Raw genomic sequence first — 17636 nt, 5'->3', positions numbered from 1 at the left:
CAGGTAACTTCAGCGCGATACGCGGGTAACGCAGCGTATGGAACGAGTTATCGGTTAAATACGCGAGCGAGACGCCCCTGTCCCTCAACCGTTATCGGTGATTCATTGGCGGAAATAAAGCAGGATTCTCCCGGATGTAGCGAGAGTCGTTGCTCATTTTTTTGCAAGACGGCATGGCCTTCAACGCAAAATACAATCGCGGCACTGTTTTGACTGAGCGCTTGCGGACTTTGGCTCAGTTCGTGCAGTGAAAAAGCAAAATCATCCACAGGGATAGGGAAGCTGAGTTCATTACCCTGGCGCAGCGGCGTAGTCAGTAATTGGTTTGCTGGTTTGGCTTCAAACACGACATTTTCCAGTAGCTCGGGAATATCAATGTATTTCGGCGTTAACCCCGCACGCAGCACGTTATCCGAGTTTGCCATGACTTCTAATGCCACGCCTTTCAAATAGGCATGCGGTGTTTGAGCAAACAGGAACATGGCTTCGCCGGGTTGAAGCGTAATAACGTTCAGCAACAACGGGGAAAATAACCCGCTATCATCGGAGTAATATTGTGTAATCGCACGGATGGTGGCCCAGGGCTCGTCGTTCTGACTGTTTAGCGCGGCCTTCAATACACCGAGTGCCCGTGATTTTTGCTCACCTTCCATGCTCAGTAGGTTGGTGAACAGCATGGCGAGGCTCTTCGCATCGGGTTGTTGTAAAAACGCGGCGATTGACGGGTGTGCGCTGGCAACCGGCTCTAGCAGGTGCACAATTTCAGATAATTCTCGGAACCCGTTCATGGCCTGAAAGGGCGTTAGCGCATAAACCAATTCCGGTTTGTGATTGGCATCTTTATAGTTTCTTTCGGCGGCATCCAGCGGGATGCCGGCTATATTTTCTTTCGCAAAGCCTTGTTCTGCCGCCGATTTACTCGGGTGGACTTGAATGGAAAGCGGCTGTTCCGCGCACAACACTTTAAACAAAAAGGGTAATTCGCCAAAACGTTGCGCGATCGTTGCGCCAAGATGGGCTGTGGCATCTCCGGCAATCACCTCACGCAGGCTGAGGGTGTTACCTTTTTCATCAATAATCGCCGAACTGCTTTTAGGATGGGCGCCCATCCAAAGTTCCGCCATCGGTAAATCATTTGAATTATCAATGCCATATAGCTCAGTTAAGGCGTGTTTGCTGCCCCAGGCATAGTGCTGGATGCAATTGAGCATTTTTTGCATGTCGGCTCCCTGCTATTACATTAATTGTTAATTTCTGTGATGCTGGCTGTTAATTACCGGAATGATTATGAATACACTGCATCTTCTTCGCTTCATGGTAATGTTTTATGTTGCGTGATACCAGACAGTGTTAGCAGACACAATAAGTGTCATAGGCCAGCCAGTGTTATCAGAATAGGCCCAGCGATGTGATTCGATGTCTTCTACTATTTGAATCTGTGTTTTAAGGAGGAAAGGTAATGAGCACGACGCGTAGTGAAAAAGACTCAATGGGGCCCATTGATGTCCCTGCTGAACGTTTATGGGGTGCGCAAACGCAACGTTCACTGGAACACTTCCGTATTTCGGAAGAAAAAATGCCACGAGCGCTGATTTATGCGCTGGCGCAAACCAAGCGCGCAGCGGCCCGCGTCAACATGGATCTCACACTGCTACCAGCCGATAGGGGAAATGCGATTATTCAGGCAGCGGACGAGGTGTTGGCAGGCAAGCATGCCGGGGAATTCCCTCTAGCGATCTGGCAGACGGGATCTGGCACGCAAAGCAATATGAATATGAACGAGGTGTTGGCTAACCGTGCCAGTGAGCTACTGGGGGGAGAGCGGGGTAACAATCGACGGGTTCATCCTAATGATGATGTCAACAAAAGTCAGAGTTCTAACGACGTATTCCCAACGGCGATGCATGTTGCGGCCGTGGTTGCGATCAACGAACACCTGATTCCTGAATTGAGGGCATTGTATGCCACGTTGGCGTCAAAGGCTGAGCAGTTCAAGGACATCGTCAAGATTGGCCGTACACATTTACAGGATGCGACACCGCTAACGCTGGGGCAGGAAATTTCCGGCTGGGCCGCGATGTTACAGCATAATTTGAAGCACATCGAAAACAGCGTGCCGCATATTTGCGAACTGGCGCTGGGCGGAACGGCTGTCGGGACAGGGTTGAACACGCATCCTGAATATGCGGTGCGTGTAGCGGCGGAACTAGCGAAATTAACCGGTCAGCCATTTGTAACCTCGCCGAATAAATTTGAAGCGCTGGCGACCTGTGATGCACTGGTTCACGGGCATGGTGCCTTGAAGGGGCTGGCAGCATCATTAATGAAAATTGCCAACGATGTGCGCTGGCTGGCATCTGGCCCACGCTGTGGCATCGGCGAACTCAGTATTCCTGAAAATGAACCGGGTAGTTCCATCATGCCAGGCAAGGTCAATCCGACCCAGTGTGAAGCGCTGACAATGCTATGTTGCCAGGTTATGGGCAATGATGTTGCCGTGAATATCGGCGGTGCCTCCGGTAACTTTGAGCTAAACGTCTACCGCCCCATGGTGATTCATAACTTCCTGCAATCGATTCGCCTGCTGGCTGATGGTATGAAGAGCTTTGATGAGCACTGTGCGGTGGGAATTGAGCCTAATCACGATCGTATCACTCAATTGTTGAACGAATCGCTGATGCTGGTGACCGCGCTGAACACGCATATCGGCTATGACAAAGCCGCTGAAATTGCCAAAAAAGCGCACAAAGAGGGGCTGACGCTGAAGGCGTCCGCGCTCAAACTAAACTACCTCACTGAAGCGCAGTTTGATGAGTGGGTCCGACCGGAAGATATGGTCGGTAGCCTGAAGAAGTAATGGCGATGTAGTTAGCGTTTTATCTTGTAGCCTGCTGATGTCTATCCGCAGGCTTTTCTTTTTTATTCCGGTGCATCGGTATACAGATGCAAACGTGGGATGAGCAGGCGAAGTTCCGCTGCTTTCGGTTTGTGCTTATGTTTGATGTTGTTGGCATCGTAAGCATTAAGTTCGCCGATAATTGGCACATCGCCCCCAGATTCCTGCTGACAAAGCACGAGTAGAGGAGACGGGCAGGGATGTTGAACCTGTTTCTGTTGCTCGGGATACCACACGCGTGCGATGGGCTGCACCTTCACCGGACGTTTGATCTTCAATACCGCATCTTCTGGCAACTGCAATACGGCATCCATTTCCTGTTCTACATGCTCAATCCACTGCGCTTTGGTATACGGTATCGCGTGTTTTGCTGCATTCAGGCTTTTGGTCAATTTTTCCAGCAATTCTACGCGCGTCATGTTTTTGATGACGTGCTTATTCGCCCAACCAAACCGGACGGATGCTGGATTCGTTATGAGCGTTAACGAACGGTAAGCGCTGAGTGTGATCAGCCCTTTCAGATGAGTATGGACGAATTCAAAGCGCTGTTCCGGCTCTAATCCTGATTCGACAGTAATAATCCGTTCCAGATCTTTTTTCAGCGCATTAATTTCTGCGATGAGTCGCTGCGCCTGCTGATATTGTGTTGGGTTTACCGCAAAACAGAGCGCGCCCGGCAAGCGAATCGCACTTTTGCTGCTGAGCGTTTCCGGGTAGTGATGAATGAACAGACGCTGAAAGTGCGCTAGCCCTTTATCGCGAGCCTCTTGGCCAACGTACTGCGTGACTGCTATGTCTTCAATGGGATCATGCTCCGTTCCTTTTTCTACAGGGGGAAGGGAGTAGACGCGACCAGCCAACAATCGATACGCGGAGAACTGCTGTTGCATCATGGCAAGTTTCGTTTCTAACGTCTGAAAACAGTGGTTCATGCGATCGATTAGCACATAGTGATTCATATTCAGTCTTTATTTAGTTACAACATACTTGTCTTTATACGCATAAAAACATACCTCAGCAATGGTGATTACCATCGTTTTCAAGCAGGGCTGGTGGGTGGATATCGAGGGAGTGGGCAGAAGCAACTCGGAGTTTACCTCGGTTAGGGTAAACTCCGGTAGGAAAAGAGGTTAAAGGCGGTGTTTTAGTATCAGGCTTACTCCCAGTGCGATAAGTAAGAGCGTCCCCAGAAATAGGGTGATCCCCATCCAGCCGAATGAATACCAGAAGAATCCCCCCAGCGTACCAGCCAGACTTGAACCCAGATAGTAAGAAAAGAGATACATTGATGAAGCTTGACCTTTAGCGCGCCGTGCTCGTTGTCCAATCCAACTGCTGGCTACCGAGTGGGCGGCGAAGAAGCCAGCGGTAAAGAGCATCATCCCAGCAAAGATTGCGAACAGCGGACTCAGCGCTGTCATTCCCAGCCCCGTTAGCATCAGAAGGATCGAAATACTCAGCACTGGGCCACGCCCGTAGCGGGAGGTCAGTGCTCCCGCTTTTGGTGAACTGTAACTCCCAGTGAGATAGACGACGGAAAGTAAGCCAACCACCGCCTGACTGAGCAAATACGGTGGCGCCAGCAAGCGATACCCAATGTAGTTAAACAGGGTAACGAATGCGCCCATTAGCAAAAAACCTTCAAGGAACAGCAGCGGCAAACCCGCATCGCGCCAGTGCAGTTTACTATTCAGTAGTAGCGTTTTCGGGCGTAGTGAGCCGGGACGGAAATGGCGTGATTCCGGCAGAATTCGCCAGAACGTTATCGCCGCAATAAGCGCCAGCACGCCGATAACACCGATAGCAACCCGCCATGGGAAATAGTCCGTTAATACGCCGCTGACGAGGCGTCCACTCATCCCGCCAATCGAGTTACCGCTGATATATAACCCCATCGAAAATGCCAACACACTGGGGTGAATTTCTTCACTGAGATAACTCATGGCGACGGCTGCGACGCCGCTTAGCGATAAACCGATCATCGACCGCATGATCAATACGCCATTCCAACTGGTCATAAACGCGCAAATCACGGTACAGATCGCAGCCAGCATCAGCGACACGACCATCACATTCTTACGACCAATCGTGTCGGAAAGTGGGCCAGTGAACAACAGACCAAAGGCTAGCATCACCGTTGAGACGGAAAGTGATAGGCTGCTGGTTGCTGGTGAAATATTGAAATCCTGAGATAACACCGGCAACAGCGGTTGTACACAATACAGTAGGGCGAATGTTGCTAACCCAGCAGAAAACAGCGCCAGCGTGACACGCATAAATTGTGGTGTACCACGCGTAATATAAGGGGTTTTACCAGACAATTTCGGGGCAATCTCATCCGCATCGTCGGCCGTAGAAATAGGCCAGTCGCTCGGTGCAGAAGATGGCAGGTTACTCACAATAATTCCTTAGCGGGAAAGGTAAATCAGACGTAAAACAATGAGAAGGCGATCATAGAAGAGTGAGATTATTTTGTATAATATATTAATAATCATGATTGATATGTTTAAAATATGAATATAGAGCTACGCCATCTTCGCTACTTTATCGCGGTCGCTGAAGAGCTGCATTTCGGTCGAGCAGCGGAAAGATTACGTATTTCACAGCCGCCACTGAGCCAACAGATTCAGATTCTGGAAGAGCAGGTGGGAGCAAAACTTTTAGCGCGCAACAACAGAAATGTTCAGCTCACGCCAGCAGGCGAGATGTTCCTGAAAGAAGCCTGGTCGATTATCAGCCAGGTTGAGCAGGCAGCAGAGCGGGCGGCCCGTATTCAACGCGGTGAGATTGGAGAATTAACGATCGGCTTTACGTCGTCCGCACCGTTTATCAAAAAGATCTCCAGTAGCCTGCTGCGTTTTCGCCAAACGTACCCAGAAGTGCATATTCAAATGATGGAGCTCAATACCAAACAGCAAATTGAACCGCTGCTGAATGGTAAGCTCGACATCGGAATTATGCGCAATAACCCGTTACCGGACGCGCTGGATCATCAGTTGCTGCTGCATGAGCCGCTGATTGCCGTGGTACAGGAGTCTCATCCGCTAGCGCAGCAGGCCGCAGGGCGTGCAATCAGCATCACACAGTTGGCAAATGAGCCATTCGTTTTCTTCTCCCGCGCCGTTGGAACCGCACTGTATGACGATACGCTGACGTTGTTAAAACGCTATGGCATCAGCCCCTACATCACGCAAGAAGTAGGCGAGGCGATGACCATCGTTGGGCTGGTATCAGCGGGATTGGGCGTGTCCATATTGCCTGCGTCATTCTTGCGTATTCGGGTCGATGGCGTGAAATACGTGCTTCTGGAAGAAGAGGACGCCACAACGGAAGTCTGGCTGGTTACGGCACGACATCATCCACAAAGTGCGGCGGCTAATATGCTGATGTCGCTTATGTTGGGCGGATAATAGTTAAAATATGCGGGCTAAATCACATAACGAATCAAATATTTGACGAGTTTAGTGAAAAGCCCCACCATACCCGCAGTTTTTTTATTTTGCAGCGTGAAAAATAGTCATGCCGTAATAATAAAGATAAATTTTTCAACAGCAGTGCCAGATATAATGCGAATAAGTAGGAGCCAGGTTTGTGATAGCCGACGGTCAACCAGGACACATCGATCAAATCAAACAAATGAATGCCGGTGCAGTGTATCGGCTGATCGATAAGTACGGCCCGATATCACGTATCGAACTGTCAAAACGTGCCCAGCTCGCGCCTGCAAGTATAACTAAAATCGTCCGCGAGCTGCTGGAAGCCCATCTGGTACAGGAAACCGAATATCAGGATATCGGTAGCAGAGGGCGTCCCGCAATCGGTCTGATTCTGGATACAGAAGCCTGGCACTATCTTTCCGCACGTATCAGCCACAATACCCTGTTATTGGCGCTGCGCGATCTCAGCAGTAAACTGGTTGTGGAAGAGGAGATCTCGCTTCCCGCAGAATCCCCACAGCCATTGCTCGACCGCATTCTGAATGAAATAGACCAATTCTTTATTCGTCACCAAAAACGGCTGGAGCGATTAACGGCAATCGCCATTACTGCACCAGGTATGATTGATGCCAGCAAGGGCATTATTCATCGGATGCCGTTTTATGACGTTGAAGAAATGGCGATTGGCCCGGCACTTGAACAGCGCACAGGGCTGCCGGTGTATTTGCAGCATGACATCTGCGGCTGGACGATGGCCGAAGCGTTATACGGTGCCTCACGCGATTGTCAAAACGTAATTCAAGTAGTGATCGACCACAACGTCGGCGCGGGTGTGATTACCGGAGGGCGCATTCTGCACGCAGGAAGCCGGAATCTGGTCGAGATCGGACATACGCAGGTCGATCCTTATGGCAAGCGTTGCTATTGCGGCAATCACGGCTGCCTCGAAACGGTCGCCAGTACGGAAAATATGCTGGAACTGGCGCAACAACGGATGAATACGTCCATGAGTTCGCTTTTACACGGTTCACCGCTCAGCGTAGAGAACCTGTGTGAAGCCGCGCTCAAGGGCGATCAGTTAGCCAAAGATATCATTAATGATGTAGGCAATAACGTGGGTCGAATTGTCGCCATCATGGTGAATCTTTTCAATCCCGATAAAATATTGGTCGGATCCCCTCTGAATAAAGCGGCCAGTATTTTACACCCCGCTATTTTAGGTTGCATTCAACAGCAATCCTTTCCGCCTTATAGCCACAATATCCAGGTGGAAGCGACCCAATTCTACAATCAGGGCACAATGCCCGGTGCGGCACTGGTAAAAGACGCACTCTATAATGGCTCGCTGCTGGTTAAATTGTTGCAGGGTTAACCATAAAGACGTAGAGCAACAAAACATTGCGCTAACGCAAACCGTCCGAATGAGGCATAGCCTAGACTTTCACGCTTGGAAAGCATTTTAGCTGTGCTTGTTTTTTGGTATTCAGGTGGTCTGGAGTTATCCCATGTTGAAACGTATTTTTGTCACTGGTACCGATACCGCTGTTGGCAAAACGGTGGTATCCAAGGCGCTATTGCAAAAACTGGCGCAGGCAGGTAAATCGGTTGCAGGCTATAAGCCGATAGCCAAAGGGTGCGAAGAGACGGAGGCAGGTCTGCGTAATAAAGATGCTCTGCTGCTACAAGCGGCTTCCACGCTGGAACTGCCCTACAACATGGTTAACCCCATAGCACTGCGAGAAGATGAAATTAGCGCCAGCGAAGGTACCATTGATTACTGTGCGATGACACAGGGTCTGCGACAGATGGGCGAGGTAGCCGATATCGTCGTGGTTGAAGGCACTGGCGGATGGCGAACCGTCATGAACGATTTACGACCGTACTCCGAATGGGTGGTACAAGAACAACTGCCTGTTGTGTTAGTTGTCGGCATCAAACTGGGCTGCATCAGCCATGCGCTGCTGACGGCGCAGGCGATCATCAACGATGGTTTACCGCTGGTTGGCTGGGCTGCTAACCGTATTAACCCTGGGCTGGCGAATTACGCAGAAATTATTAACGTTCTGAGGAAGAAAATTCCGGCACCACAAGTAGGTGAACTGCCTTATTTACCGCGTGCCGAACAGCGAGATCTCTCGTCTTATATCGATCTTTCTGCCGTTAGCTACTAATTTCTATTAGTCTTCTATTCCCGCATCTCTGCGGGAATAAATTTCCTCCGCCACGCCACCTGTTATACTCACAGACAGTTTTTCTTCTTATCCTGAAAATATAATGAAAACAGAGAATAACCAGAAACAAACACCTGTTCCACATCGCCATTGGATTTTAATTGCCTGTATGTTGGCCATGTTTACCGCAGCGATTGAAGTGACAATTGTCGCGACAGCACTGCCCACGATCATCGCGGATTTAGGTGGATTTTCCCTATTAGGGTGGGTTTTTGCTGGTTATTTGCTGACGCAGTCGATCAGCATTCCGATTTATGGCCGATTGGCCGATCTGTATGGTCGAAAAAAGATTTTCTTCTTCGGTATGATGGTCTTCCTGCTGGGGTCTATTCTTTGCGGGTTCTCGACACAGATGGGCTGGCTGATTGTTTTCCGCACGTTGCAGGGGTTGGGCGCAGGTGCGATTACGCCGATTGCTTTCACCATTGTTGCCGATGTGTACAGTTCAACCGAACGCCCGAAAATACAGGGCTATTTGTCCAGTGTGTGGGGTGTTTCCGCCATTATTGGCCCGTTGCTGGGGGCGTTTATTGTCCAACACTTCAACTGGGCGCTAGTCTTCTGGGTCAATGTGCCGATTGGGCTATTTTCTATCTTCCTACTGGCTCGCTATCTGCCGACGATTAATGCCGTTCGTCAGCACCAGTTGGACTGGACGGGCGCGTTCTATCTGGTTGTGTCCGTTGCCAGTTTGCTGATGGCGCTGCTACAGGCTGAGGTATTTGGTTACTGGGTGATTCCTCTGCTCGCGCTCTCCATTGTGGGTGCCATTTTGCTGATTCGACAGGAAAAACGTACACAGGAACCTCTGTTTCCGCTGGCGCTGTGGCGTAACCGAGTCATTATCGCCGGTAACCTCGGTGGGTTAGTCGTCGGTGCAGCCATGATGGGCGTGAGCGCCTTTTTGCCGACGTTTATTCAGGGCGTGATGGGTAAAACACCGTTAGAAGCGGGCAGTATATTAGCGATGATGTCGATTGGCTGGCCGCTGGCCAGTACGCTGAGCGGGCGTTTAATGCTGTGGACGTCTTACCGATTTACAGCGATGTGCGGCGGTATTGTGTTGATTATCGGTAGCCTGACGCTGTTAACCGTTCAGCCAGATAGCAATCTTATGTGGGCACGGCTCGCCGCATTTTTGATCGGTTCGGGAATGGGGCTGAGCAGCACCACGTTTCTGGTATCGATACAAAACTCGGTGGACTACTCCATTCGCGGTATTGCGACAGCCTCCGCCATGTTTACCCGGATGCTGGGTTCCGCGCTGGGAACGGCAATTCTTGGCGCTACACTGAACATCAATCTGCACTGGCGATTGCCGGAAGTGAGCGATCCTCTCCAGACGCTCATGGATCCAGCCAAGCGTATCTTGCTGAGCGTAAACCAGCTCGATACGATGGCATCGCAGGTTGCTTCGTCAATCCACGGCGTATTTATCGTTTCTGCACTTATTGCGGCAATCACACTGCTTTCTGCCAGAATGATCCCCGCGAGCCAACGCCCAGGACAGACGTAAACCCAACAGGAATAACAGAAAAAGAAAAGGCGCAAAAAGCGCCTTTTGCACATCAAGAAGAAGAGGTTACGGTGTCGTTGTTGGCTGGCCTTCTGCTGGAGTTGGTGCGCTTTCAGCAGTAGCTTCGCCATCGGCATGGCGGGTGTAAACAATCTTGTGTGAATCATTCTCGCAGTGACCAACCACCTGACCACCGGCCTGACTCACCTGATCGTTCGGTACAATATCCAGTGTAAAACCGGATTCTGGTACGCCATTGGCAATGATTTTCTGGGTAATATCCGCTTTCACACTCTCGCAAGATGCCTGAGCAGCCAACGGAGCAACCAAGAATAACGCAGCACCCAAAATGACGGTTCTTTTCATCTTTTGATCCTTTTCTCTGAAAAAAGTCTCTTTGAGTATATCAAACGATGAAAATAACGCGAAAAAGCCGTGAAATCAGGCCATCAACGATGGCCCGGAAACATTCTAGACGCAGGGCCCGGTGGCGCAGCCATACATCATAAACAGCGGGAAAAGAATAACCGCTGGCACCATGAGAGGGGCAAGCAGTATGTCTTTACCCGAATTATCACTGCTATTGATGACAACGGGGATCGGCTGCGGCAAGCGTCCATTTTCTGTCGGGCTAACTAGGGGGCCTTTTTTCTCACTGAACGTGCCTTGCGCGCTAAACGTAACCTCACCTTGTCCCATTGTTGTGGGAATGCGGGCCGCGTAGAGCTCGCGTAAATCGGTTTTCTGCTCTTTGGTTAATCGGTGAGTATCAATCATATTTTTATATCTTGCATAGACTTGGCCATTATTACGGAGAGAAAAATCGACTCTCACACCCGTGATGATGTCTTTGTAATCACGGTAAAAGGCGTAATAGTCCTGATACTCTTTTTGCGCTCTTGCGTCGGGAAATTTGTAAACGTAGGTATTGGACTCAGCAACAAGCGTCCCGTTGTTATTGGCGATATGCGTGATGTTGTCCGTCTCAGGATATGTGCTTGCGCACGAACTGACTAACAAGCACATGATGAGCAGGCCCCACAATTTTATGTGAAAAGGGCGTGAAAATAACCGTGCTAAATCCATATTCATCCTGATGCACTCCATTTTGGATAAAAACGTGTGTTGCTACGGAATAGCGATAATCATTGAATTTAACGGTGACGTCATCATCTGATGCAGGTTAACTTTCTGCAATCCGAAGAGAAAAGGGGAAACCCACGCCAGAAGGCGTGGGTAAAGAATCATGGATTAACTGGACGCCCAGTACGACGATCGAGGCATCGATCGGTCGTGTTTTCCCAGTAAGCATTGACGTTATAGCTGGCGTTGCATTTTTCACGCCCATCAATGGATTTTTCAGTTTTATCGAATTCTTTCTCAACGCGATTATTGACTTTATTACGCAGTGAGCGGGTTGAATCCCATTGCTCTTTGCTTTGACGCGCTGCTTCTTTCGACAACGTGCTGTCGCCGGAATCGACAATGATATGACGTGTATCAGCCAGAGCGGCTGGCTGCCAGGCCGCGGAAACGATAACCAGAGAAAGCGGGATTAAGGCCCGAATCAAAGAGGAAAAAGAGTAGTGGTTCATGTTTCACCTTGACAGAACGAATGATAAAAACAAACGCCGATGCCGCAAAACGATAACAAGCGCACGGCAAGCGATAGACAACAAAAGGCGACCGCCGTTCCCTGTAACCTTCGCGCTTCGTGCAAAACGAAAGGTTGCCTATTACAAGAAGTATACATCCTTCGCTTCAACGGCACTATAACCGTGCAACATCTGGTTAAATGCCGTTTGTGTCCCAATAAAAAGAGCATGAAACAATGTTCATGCCCTTAATGCTAGTCCTGTCGGTGATATCAGCCTTCGCGATGTACGCTTAACCCAGCGAAAGATTGGCTGACTGGCATCATTTCCAGCGTGTTGATGTTGACGTGCGCTGGCAAGGTGGCAACCCAGAAAACGGCTTCAGACACATCTTCTGCGGTCAGTGGCGTCGTGTTGTCGTAGACTTTGCTGACCTTGTCGTCGTTGCCCTTGAAACGTACTGCCGAGAACTCTGTTCCCCCAACCAGACCAGGTTCGATATTCGTCACACGAATTCGAGTGCCAGACAGATCGGCACGTAACCCCAGGCTAAACTGCTGCACGAATGCCTTGCTGGCACCGTATACGTTGCCGCCAGCATAAGGCCAGTTTCCTGCGGTAGAACCGATGTTAATGACATGGCCGATGTTGCGCGCGACCATGTCAGGCAGCAGAGCTCGCGTCATAAACACCAGTCCTTTATTGTTGGTATCGATCATATTTTCCCAATCGTCTACCGATGCCTTATGGGCAGGCTCCAGACCCAGCGCCAGCCCGGCGTTATTGACCAGCACATCAATCGCTCGCCATTGAGCAGGCAAGGAGGCAACAGCCTGCTCAATGGCCTGACGATCGCGCACGTCTAATTTCAGCGTATATATCGCATCGCCCAACTCTGCCTTCAGCGCATCCAGACGTTCCTGACGGCGACCCGTCGCAATCACTTTATGGCCTGCGCTAATAAATTTACGGGTAATTGACTCACCAAATCCAGCCGTTGCACCGGTAACAAAAATAATCATGCTTTTTTTCTCCCTGACCGTTTTCATGTTCTGCTTGTGCCTGATATCAATATAAATAATGAAAGGCATACGATCATTTAGCCGCGCAATTCCGCTTGGGTCAAGCGTTACTCCGGTTTCAACGGTGTGGTTCAGGAATAATTGCCCCTCAGAAAGAGGGGCGGATGTCGTGTCATGACGCGACAAGCAGGTATGACAGAGAATTAAATCCAGTTTTTGTTACGGAATTCGCGCATGGTATCCGCGACCCACTGCATTTCCTGCGGTGTACCTAATGAGATACGACACCAGTTATCCGCCGGAGGAAATGCACGGCCAATCAATACGCCCGCGTCTGCCATATGCTTTTGGTAATCCTTGAGCGGAACAACCAACTGGTGGAAAACAAAATTCCCTTCTGACGGCAAGTACGGCAGTTTCAGGTCATCTAGCGCCTTCAACAAGATTTGACGCGACACATCATTACTCTTTTTGCTGTAGGTAATAAATGCCGAGTCGTCCATGGAAGCCAGTGCCGCATCCACGCCGCTAAAGTTGATTTTTTCACCTGCGACATATCTCCCCATCAACGCAATCACGCTGGGATGTGCGACGGCATACCCAACGCGCATACCCGCCATGGCGTGTATTTTGGAGAACGTTTTGAGCAGAATAATGTTTTCTGCACCTTGGGTAATCATCGGTGAAATAGAGCGAAAACGCGGATCATTGACGAACTCGGCGTAGGCTTCATCGACGATAAACATCGTATTGGCAGGTTTGCTGGCAATCCACGGCTCGATTAAATCCGCAGGCGTAATCGTGCCCGTTGGGTTGTTGGGATTTACCAGATAAACGATGGAAGGGCCGCTATACCCCGCAACAGCAGCTTTTAGTCCTTCAATATCGAATGCCCAGTTGTCGAGCATTTTGACTTTAGTGACTTTGATTCCGGCAATTTTGGCAAAGTGCTCACCGTCGCCATAGGTTAATTCAGGAATTACCAGTTGTGCATCCAACGACGCGTAGGCTTCAATCGCCGCCCGGATACCTTCGGACGACCCCGCCGTCAGAAAAATGGAAGGGGCTTCCACCTGATGATGCGCCGCCAGTTTATTGCCAAGCATCAAAATTTCATTCTTTGCATAGCGGTTGGCTTTTACAACGGCATCACGTGCGGCGGCTTGTGCTTTGGGCGACATCCCCAGTGGATTCTCATTGAAGTTAATACGGATTGGGTTATTGGCCGACGGTGCAGTAAATGCAGCATTCTCAGGCTGTGTCTCGGCAAAAACTCGTGAACTTAATCCAGTTGTTACCGCAGCCGTCCCCAGTAGGGCGCCAGAAAGTTTTAATAATGCTCTGCGTTTCGGGTTTAACACGTCGCTTTCATTGATTAAAAAATTCATCAAAACACTCTCCTTAGTTACATAATGACAGGAGAGCTAAAGCATAAAACGCGCCAATTTTACGCAGCGCTCGATCTCTAATACCTTGTCAAATAGATAAAATCATATTTTCTTACGACAAGTTTTCCCACATGGCGGGAAATTTCACCTTTTTTGCGCATCAATTAAAGGTAAAAAAAATTGATTTATTCATTGGGTGATTAAATCAATCGATAGTTGTTACTTATGCAAGAACGCCATCATGACGCATGAAATGATGCATCATGATGCGCTTGCCCTATGAGATAGCGATTGCGTTATGCTTCCTGATTGTCGGCTTCTACCGCCGCATATAGCCGGTCAAGAATATCGGGAAAAGCAGACTGCACGCGGTTCCAACTTGGCACAAAGGGTTTATCACCTGGGCTATCGCTATAAGCATGGCCGGAAAAGGTGATCACATCAGAAAATAGCTCCACAGCTGACTCTTCTTTATGGCGGTCAAAACTCAATCCATTCATGCGGGCATCATGTTCGAAAGCATCGATCATATCGAGAGCCGTGCGATAGTAGGTTGCCCGCAGGACACGGAAAGAATCCGTGGTGATATTCACACCAAGAATGGCCAGCTTGCGATACAGCGCTTTTGTGATATCCGCCGCCATGCGCTGCAATCCTGCGTTCGGATCGCCTTCAGACATCGGCTGGTGCTTATGGTCGTAGCGATCCGCGATATCTACCTGGCAAATACGGCGGGTTGCCGTTCCTCGATGGATCTCTGATAGCACACCAATTTCCAGTCCCCAATCGCTTGGAATGCGCAGGTTATTCAGGATTGAAGTGCGCATCGCAAATTCGCCAGAAAGCGGATAACGGTAACTGCGCATATAATCCAGATAGTCGGAATTACCGTAGACCTTTTGCAGTGATTTCAGTAACGGATAGACCAGTAGGCGTCCCACGCGGCCATTCAGTTTTCCCTCAGCAACACGGGCGTAATAGCCTTTGCAGAAGTCGTAACTAAAGTGCGGATTCGCCACAGGGTAGAGCAGGCGAGCCAGCATTGCACGATCATAAGTGACAATGTCACAATCGTGCAGCGCAACACAGGCAGATCGACGTGAGGCTAACGTGTAACCGACGCAAAACCAGACATTTCTGCCTTTGCCGGGCTCCTGCGGTGCCAGTGATTTTTCTGCTAACTCATCGCTGAGTGCTTTCAAGCGAGGGCCATCGTTCCACAGAATACGATGCCGCTGTGGTAGACGAGAAAAAAACTCTCGGGCGTAAAGAAACTGTTCGCGATCGGCGCGATCCAGTCCAATCACAATTTCGCCAAGGTAAGAGACCTGGGACAACTGCTCAATAATATGGCCCAGCGCTGGGCCTTCCAGCTCAGAATAGAGCGAGGGCAAAATTAACCCCATACTATTTTGTCCGGAAAACACCTGAAGTTCATACTCCAATTCTTCCGTACTTCTCTGAGTGAGGTTGTGAAAATTAGTAATGATGCCATCTTGATAAAATTCGCTCATCATGTGCTCCCATATCATCTTGCGGCGAGTTCATGCCGAGAAATAATCGTTGCTGATAAAGTGATCCAGTCCTTCACTCCAGCCTTGAGGGCCCGAAGCCTGTGTGCAATATTGCTCACCGTTATACGTTCCTGGTAGGCTAACGATTTGATTTTCTTTGCCTTTGATTAATACCGCATAGTCTACGGTGCATAAAAGAGAGATATCATTTGGGCCATCTCCGAGGCCGAGGGTTTTGACGCCAGTACCATACCTCTCGGAGTACTGTGTTTTTATCCAGTCTGCCGTAAATCCCTTACTCGTCTCAGCACTCATCACGTGATAGAAGCGACCGCCTTGCGTCAGAGCCAGGCCCACATCCGCCAATAACTGACGAAAATGTGGTAACCGGCTGGCATCATCCAGCCAAAGCAGCGGTTCAGAGGCTTCGCGCTGTTGCGCACGCTGAGAATCTTGCTCGTTTAACCCTGTGGCTTCTGCTATTTCCGCGTAGCTCATATCGCCAAAGCCTTTGAAGCGAAAACCGAATGCGCGCAGTTGCTCTAACTGCGTGCGGATAATGGGATACCCTGAGCCGATTCTCTTCCTTGGATAAGCAGGGTGTGTTTGCCATGCAGGAGGCAGCGCCACAATTGCGCCGTTTTCCGCAATATAGGGATAATCATCCAGCCCAAGCGCCTGCTGTAATGGCTCAACTTCCGCTGCCGTTTTACTGGTTGTGATGATCAGCGGGATTGCCTCATCCGCTAGCCGCATCAGCCAGGGTTGTGCGGCATCCCACCGGTAGGTCTCATGATCAAGCAACGACCCGTCGAGGTCGCTGAAAATGATCAGCTTCGTATTGCGCGTTTGCATGGGTTCTCCATGTTTTATCGTGGATAAACAGAGAGTAACGATGGACGGTTAACGTTAGTCAGAAAGGGCGCATGTTTGCCAATGAGGTATTGTATTCGTGGTATTTGTGAATGTGATCATAATCACATTTTAAGCGTAGGCGGCAATCAGTAGCTTCACCAATAGTATAATGATCTGGCTACTTCGTTGTACGAGATGGGAATTAGCGAATACTGCTTTTATCCTGAAACGTTTTACGCCAGTCAGTTGGACTAACGCTAAAATGCTGTTTGAACTGCTGACGAAATGTCACCACTGACTGAAACCCCACACTATCCGCAATCGCTTCAATTGAGTGGGATGTCGATTCCAATAATACCTGGCTATGACGAAGTCGCTCTGCCGTTAACCAGTCGCTAACCGTCATACCTGTGGCGCGGAAGAAATGCCGGGTAAATGTTCTGCGGCTCATCTGCACGCGGCTCGACAATGTATCCAAAGAGTGGGGAGAGCGGAGGTGCGTACGCAGATAATCCAGCAACTGATTGATTTTGCTATCCCTCGTATTCTCCGGCACAGGATGTTCAATAAATTGTGCCTGCCCACCTTCCCGATAAGGCGGAATAACCAGACGACGAGCGACACGGTTAGCAATAGCACTGCCGCAATGCTGGCGAACGAGATAAAGACAGCAGTCAATGGCTGCCACCGTGCCAGCAGATGTAATCAGATGCCCGTCTTCAACATAGAGTGCGTTGGTATCCAACTGCACGTTAAGAAAGCGGGCGACAAAATCCTGCTCAAACGCCCAGTGTGTTGATGCGCGGCGATCCTCTAACAACCCAGCATAAGCCAGCACGTAGGTGCCCAAACATAATCCAGCGATCTGTGCTTTACGGGATTCGGCAGCGCGTAATGCATCCAGAAGCGCCTCAGAGGGGCGCGTATCTGGATGGCTCCAATAGGGAACGATGATCAGACCGGCGTTTTCTAACGCAGAAAATCCGTGCTCAACATTGATGGAAAAACCGTGTTCAGAGGCAACCATTCCCGGTTTTTCCGCACAGAAAAAAAGCGAAAACTGTTTTTCTTCATAGAGCATATCGCTGAAAACCATGCTCGGTATAGATAAATGGAACGGGCTAAAATGTTCGCAGACAACCACCGCGACGGTTAATACAGCCATCATAGCCCTCACCAAAG

Annotated in this window: 16 protein-coding genes; 5 read left to right on the top strand and 11 right to left on the bottom strand. The window is 49.7% G+C overall.

From position 1 onward, the window contains the following. Positions 1 to 47: 47 nt before the first annotated feature. On the bottom strand, positions 48 to 1220 hold the full coding sequence (gene manA / locus CLR69_RS05030; protein WP_129711249.1) for a mannose-6-phosphate isomerase: 1173 nt from the start codon (positions 1218 to 1220) through the stop codon (positions 48 to 50). Positions 1221 to 1459: 239 nt separating this feature from the next. Here manA and fumC point away from each other — a divergent pair, with 239 nt between their 5' ends. After that, positions 1460 to 2857: a class II fumarate hydratase gene (gene fumC / locus CLR69_RS05025; protein WP_129711248.1), complete on the top strand. Its 1398-nt coding sequence runs from the start codon at positions 1460 to 1462 to the stop codon at positions 2855 to 2857. Between the two features lie 62 nt (positions 2858 to 2919). Here fumC and tus read toward each other — a convergent pair whose 3' ends face one another. Both tus and CLR69_RS05015 read right to left on the bottom strand, forming a co-directional pair. Continuing rightward, a complete protein-coding gene (tus, locus tag CLR69_RS05020; RefSeq protein WP_129711247.1) occupies positions 2920 to 3855 on the bottom strand; it encodes a DNA replication terminus site-binding protein in 936 nt (311 codons plus the stop codon). A gap of 171 nt (positions 3856 to 4026) precedes the next feature. Continuing rightward, positions 4027 to 5295 (bottom strand): MFS transporter, encoded by a 1269-nt coding sequence (locus CLR69_RS05015; protein WP_129711246.1) that lies wholly within the window; start codon positions 5293 to 5295, stop codon positions 4027 to 4029. A 114-nt stretch (positions 5296 to 5409) separates the two neighbouring features. Here CLR69_RS05015 and CLR69_RS05010 point away from each other — a divergent pair, with 114 nt between their 5' ends. The 4 genes from CLR69_RS05010 to CLR69_RS04995 all read left to right on the top strand — a co-directional run bounded on the left by CLR69_RS05010 (position 5410) and on the right by CLR69_RS04995 (position 10080). Further along, complete coding sequence (locus CLR69_RS05010; RefSeq protein WP_129711245.1) at positions 5410 to 6306, top strand: LysR substrate-binding domain-containing protein; 897 nt, start codon at positions 5410 to 5412, stop codon at positions 6304 to 6306. Between the two features lie 181 nt (positions 6307 to 6487). Continuing rightward, positions 6488 to 7705, top strand: coding sequence for a sugar metabolism global transcriptional regulator Mlc (gene mlc / locus CLR69_RS05005; RefSeq protein WP_129711244.1), 1218 nt, complete (start codon positions 6488 to 6490; stop codon positions 7703 to 7705). Positions 7706 to 7838: 133 nt separating this feature from the next. After that, positions 7839 to 8504: a dethiobiotin synthase gene (gene bioD, locus CLR69_RS05000; protein ID WP_129707981.1), complete on the top strand. Its 666-nt coding sequence runs from the start codon at positions 7839 to 7841 to the stop codon at positions 8502 to 8504. A gap of 103 nt (positions 8505 to 8607) precedes the next feature. Further along, positions 8608 to 10080, top strand: a complete 1473-nt coding sequence (locus tag CLR69_RS04995; RefSeq protein ID WP_129711243.1) for an MDR family MFS transporter — start codon at positions 8608 to 8610, stop codon at positions 10078 to 10080. Positions 10081 to 10146: 66 nt separating this feature from the next. On the opposite strand, the gene CLR69_RS04990 is transcribed toward CLR69_RS04995, so the two are convergent. The 8 genes from CLR69_RS04990 to CLR69_RS04955 all read right to left on the bottom strand — a co-directional run bounded on the left by CLR69_RS04990 (position 10147) and on the right by CLR69_RS04955 (position 17619). After that, a complete protein-coding gene (locus CLR69_RS04990) occupies positions 10147 to 10446 on the bottom strand; it encodes a DUF1161 domain-containing protein (RefSeq protein WP_129711242.1) in 300 nt (99 codons plus the stop codon). 105 nt (positions 10447 to 10551) lie between these two features. Then, the gene (locus tag CLR69_RS04985) at positions 10552 to 11172 is read right to left on the bottom strand and encodes a hypothetical protein (RefSeq protein WP_129711241.1); all 621 of its coding nucleotides are present in this window, start codon (positions 11170 to 11172) and stop codon (positions 10552 to 10554) included. 152 nt (positions 11173 to 11324) lie between these two features. Beyond that, the gene (locus tag CLR69_RS04980; protein ID WP_129707994.1) at positions 11325 to 11675 is read right to left on the bottom strand and encodes a DUF1283 family protein; all 351 of its coding nucleotides are present in this window, start codon (positions 11673 to 11675) and stop codon (positions 11325 to 11327) included. 272 nt (positions 11676 to 11947) lie between these two features. Beyond that, positions 11948 to 12697, bottom strand: coding sequence for a bifunctional NADP-dependent 3-hydroxy acid dehydrogenase/3-hydroxypropionate dehydrogenase YdfG (gene ydfG, locus CLR69_RS04975; RefSeq protein WP_129711240.1), 750 nt, complete (start codon positions 12695 to 12697; stop codon positions 11948 to 11950). Between the two features lie 203 nt (positions 12698 to 12900). Continuing rightward, positions 12901 to 14085, bottom strand: a complete 1185-nt coding sequence (locus CLR69_RS04970; RefSeq protein ID WP_129708000.1) for a pyridoxal phosphate-dependent aminotransferase — start codon at positions 14083 to 14085, stop codon at positions 12901 to 12903. 296 nt (positions 14086 to 14381) lie between these two features. Beyond that, positions 14382 to 15599, bottom strand: a complete 1218-nt coding sequence (locus tag CLR69_RS04965) for a glycosyltransferase family protein (protein ID WP_129711239.1) — start codon at positions 15597 to 15599, stop codon at positions 14382 to 14384. A gap of 30 nt (positions 15600 to 15629) precedes the next feature. Continuing rightward, a complete protein-coding gene (locus tag CLR69_RS04960; protein WP_129708006.1) occupies positions 15630 to 16454 on the bottom strand; it encodes a mannosyl-3-phosphoglycerate phosphatase-related protein in 825 nt (274 codons plus the stop codon). A gap of 202 nt (positions 16455 to 16656) precedes the next feature. Next, positions 16657 to 17619, bottom strand: coding sequence for a GlxA family transcriptional regulator (locus tag CLR69_RS04955; protein ID WP_129711521.1), 963 nt, complete (start codon positions 17617 to 17619; stop codon positions 16657 to 16659). Positions 17620 to 17636 lie beyond the last annotated feature (17 nt).

It is taken from the genome of Pectobacterium zantedeschiae (genome assembly GCF_004137795.1).
In the GTDB taxonomy this organism is placed as follows: domain Bacteria; phylum Pseudomonadota; class Gammaproteobacteria; order Enterobacterales; family Enterobacteriaceae; genus Pectobacterium; species Pectobacterium zantedeschiae.
The sequence above is the reverse complement of the archived record's forward strand: the minus strand, read 5'-3'. Positions and strand labels throughout refer to the sequence as shown.